The 2,410-nt window shown below is 43.4% G+C and carries 2 protein-coding genes and 1 pseudogene; 1 reads left to right on the forward strand and 2 read right to left on the reverse strand.

The window, feature by feature from the left end; genetic code table 11:
* Nucleotides 1-518: pseudogene (locus tag Q0986_RS06160) on the reverse strand (IS4 family transposase); the annotation flags it as partial.
* On the reverse strand, nucleotides 515-691 hold the full coding sequence (locus Q0986_RS06165) for a transposase DNA-binding-containing protein (protein ID WP_299406037.1): 177 nt from the start codon (nucleotides 689-691) through the stop codon (nucleotides 515-517). The gene Q0986_RS06165 and the pseudogene Q0986_RS06160, both read right to left, overlap by 4 nt.
* 447 nt (nucleotides 692-1,138) lie before the next feature.
* Here Q0986_RS06165 and Q0986_RS06170 point away from each other — a divergent pair.
* The coding region (locus Q0986_RS06170; RefSeq protein ID WP_299406041.1) for a cellulose synthase catalytic subunit at nucleotides 1,139-2,410 on the forward strand (1,272 nt) is incomplete at its 3' end.

The raw sequence follows: 2,410 nt of genomic DNA on the forward strand, positions 1-2,410 counted from the left end.
CAACGATTGTGGGATGCTCTAACCACGAGTCCTGTGTTTTCGAGGGTAGTGAGTCGCTCAAAAACTTCGGCAATATCTCCTTCTCGGTCAAACACATGAATGGTAAGAGTTGAAGAACCCACAGCTTTCTCCACCGCTTGCAGTGCTTCAACCCAACGATAGGATTCCTTTTGCTCAAACAGACGCTCCCGAGAGGCTTTACGAGCTTTCGTCTGACGTTTCTTCTTTTGCCGGGATGTTTCATTCTTCGGGGGCTTGGGGCGATGCTGACGATTCCACACCTTTTGCCATAACAGGCCCAAGGGTTGGCCCTGCTCAGAGTCAACGGCTAAAGCACTATGGAGTAACAATCCATTACCTCCTCTGCCTTGAGGACCATAACCCTGGCGTTTCTGCTTGATACCCTCATAGTCCAGAAAGGTGGTGTCGCCAACACTTAAGATAATCTCTTGCGCCGCCACGATGCGAGCGGTCGCACGGCAATGAGGAGAAATGATTTTAGCAAAGCTGGTTTTCACATTCGCGAAAACTCGTAAGCCCGTTTGAGGTCTTTCCCAGTCTCAAATACGGTTGATAGGGCTTGACCAAATTTCTCGCTCAGAGAACGACCGATACTGAATGCACGGTGATTCAATCGTTGATCGCCCAACTCACAGGTTCCAAAATTTTGCTCATAACGCTCTGGACTCATTAGATGCTCCCTGGGTATCATTGCACTCACTTTAACCAAGGCTGAGACTAGAGGCTACAAGTACTAACCACTATAGGCTGGAAGACTTAGCAGGAAAAGTCAGATCCTAATTTTTCTGCATACAATTTAAAACAACCCTGATATATTTACGCTTCCAGAGAAGTATTAATTTTCCAGATTTCTGAATAATATAGTGCTGTTAACATCTCATTTTGAAATATTGGTAGATTGTTTGCCCATTGGGGCATTCTAACGCCAGCATGTCTGCTGGTATCTCATTTCTTTTGATATTTTTATTTTTCATGTATTGAACGAAAAATTTGTAGGGTGCCAAAAACAAGTTTTATGGTGAATGGGTCGGTTAGTGCATACTTTTCCCATTGTGAGTGTTGAGTAATGCGGAACCTAGCTAATAAGCTATGGTCATCGGAAAGAAATTATAAGGTCATGGGTAGCAAATATTTACTACTGCTGATTACTTTTACATTTATTACTTATGACATTAGTTCGATTTGGCCTAAAGCTAGAATCCTCTATCAATCAGTTTTTACAACTAAGCTCATTTTCTTGGCCATTCTAGTATTAGGACTATTGAGAGCCTTACTACCGACAAAACCACCAACTTGGATCAAAAGCTTACTGGTAATTTTGTTAGTTTTTGTGCAAATAAAATATTTGACATGGCGGGCCGTGAATACGTTGGTTTTTACAGGACCAGATACCTTCATCTGTTTGGGGTTATTTGCGTATGAAGGGCTGAGTATATTCAATAGCTGGACGAACAACTATTTGATTTTGCGATCACCAAATCGGAGTAAAGAAGCGGATCAGTATAGTCAGTGGGTTCAACGAACGTATAAGCCAAGCGTTGATATTTTCATCCCAACCTACAATGAATCTTCGAAAATGCTGGAACGATCTCTGATTGGCTGTAAGTCCATGAAGTATCCCAAACAGCAAAAGAATATCTGGCTATTGGATGATGGTCAGCGCCCAGAAATGGAAGCCCTTGCCAAAAAGTGGGAGTGCAATTATTTAACTCGACCGATCAATGAACATGCCAAAGCAGGCAATCTGAACCATGCCATGCAGCACACCAATAGTGACATCATTGCTGTGTTTGATGCTGATTTTATTCCCCTCAATCATTTTCTAGAGCGAACCATTGGCTTCTTTATGGCGGATGAGAATGTGTCGATGGTGGTGACACCGCAAAAATTTTATAACCCTGATCCTCCGAAGAAAAATCTTGGAGGGCGTTTCATTTCAGATGAACAAACGGAATTTTACCAAGTGATTCAACCGGCTCGAGATTCAGTCAATGCCGTGGTGTGTTCAGGGAGTTCTGTGCTCTATAGACGTCGGCACCTTGAGGCGATTGGTGGCATTCCGTTAGACACCATTGTGGAAGACTATGCCACCGGTCTTTTGATGCAAGCGCAGGGCTACAAAACTGTGTATCTGAACGAGTTTCTCAGTGTTGGCTGTGCGGCTAACAATATTAATGAATATCTCAAACAGCGTATGCGCTGGGCAGAAGGAACGCTGAGAATGGTCATCAGCCAGCATAACCCGTTGTGGTTGTCAGGGCTCAGCCTGATGCAACGGTTTACTTATCTCTCAGGAACGCTCTATTGGCTGGAAGAAATTCTGAAAACCTTGAGTTTCTTGGCTCCCCTTTTATTCTTGTTCTTGGGGTGGAAAAGTATTGATATTACC

Origin of the sequence: Acaryochloris sp. IP29b_bin.148, from assembly GCF_028285565.1 — a bacterium.
In the GTDB taxonomy this organism is placed as follows: domain Bacteria; phylum Cyanobacteriota; class Cyanobacteriia; order Thermosynechococcales; family Thermosynechococcaceae; genus Acaryochloris.

Excerpts from the sequence above, each read along its gene's own strand:
- Q0986_RS06165 (WP_299406037.1), bottom strand. The coding sequence starts at position 691 with ATGAGTCCAGAGCGTTATGAGCAAAATTTTGGAACCTGTGAGTTGGGC.